We start from the raw sequence: 965 nt of genomic DNA on the forward strand, positions 1-965 counted from the left end.
CACTAATTAGTTTGTCTGATTTATTGGAGTAATATTTCCTGCTTTATTCTCTATGCTACCATCCTGCCGCTTTACCTTATCACCTTTCCTCCACGCTCCATGCCCCACGCTCCATGCGCCATGCTCCATGCCTCATGCCCTGCTTTCTGCCTGTCGATTACTAATCACTAAAAATCTACCGGTCTGTTGTTATGAGATTATGTACAAATTTTTGTAATTGTTCGGTCGTGTCAAAAACTTTGTCAGCTCCGGCCTTTTTAAGTGTAGCTTTTTCGAGAGGCCCGGTATTGATAGCAATGGTATAGATTCCCGCATTAACGGCCGATTCAATACCCAGGGGCGCATTTTCTATAACAACAGCCTCTGATGGTTTACAATTTGCCTTTTGCAGGGCAATACGGTAGGGTTCCGGATTAGGTTTTCCATGCTTTACATCATAACCTGAAACTGTGTTTTGCCTTTCCACTCCAAAATCATGACCGAGCCTGTCCAGAAGCACGGGCTGCTTTGAGCCGGTTACAACAATAATTTTGATATCCATGGAACGTATCTGTCTGATGAGCGCCTGCATTCCAGGTATCATTTCGGCTTTGGGGACATAATTCATCAGTCGGGTTTTTTCAGTATAAATGCCTTCGATCTCTACTTGTGTTGCCTCTCTTCCTTCAATTTCCCGAATCGCCTTTTTTATGGTGGCATCTCCTGTACTTCCTTCATTCAGATAAGCTTCTTTGGCGGGAAAATCTATGTTATATTTCCGGAAGGCTTCAACCCAGGTGTCGGCATGATGTTTCATGCTATCGTATAATACACCATCCATGTCGAACAAAAAGGCTTTCGGTTTTGAGGGATTTTTTTGTAGCATTGCAGAACTTATTTTTTAAGGCACCAAAAATACTAAAAGGACGTGGATTTTGAACTTTGGTACAGAAAAACATTTCTATATATGAGTCCGGTCTAACCTG

Annotated in this window: 1 protein-coding gene; it reads right to left on the bottom strand. The window is 42.4% G+C overall.

Annotation, left to right across the window (positions count from 1 at the left end):
• Positions 1-175: 175 nt before the first annotated feature.
• Complete coding sequence (locus OQ5_RS0106195) at positions 176-865, bottom strand: HAD family hydrolase (protein ID WP_016776650.1); 690 nt, start codon at positions 863-865, stop codon at positions 176-178.
• Positions 866-965: the final 100 nt, after the last annotated feature.

It is taken from the genome of Anaerophaga thermohalophila str. Valhall (assembly GCF_000250735.1).
GTDB lineage: Bacteria > Bacteroidota > Bacteroidia > Bacteroidales > Marinilabiliaceae > Anaerophaga > Anaerophaga thermohalophila_A.

Excerpts from the sequence above, each read along its gene's own strand:
- OQ5_RS0106195 (WP_016776650.1), bottom strand. The coding sequence starts at position 865 with ATGCTACAAAAAAATCCCTCAAAACCGAAAGCCTTTTTGTTCGACATG.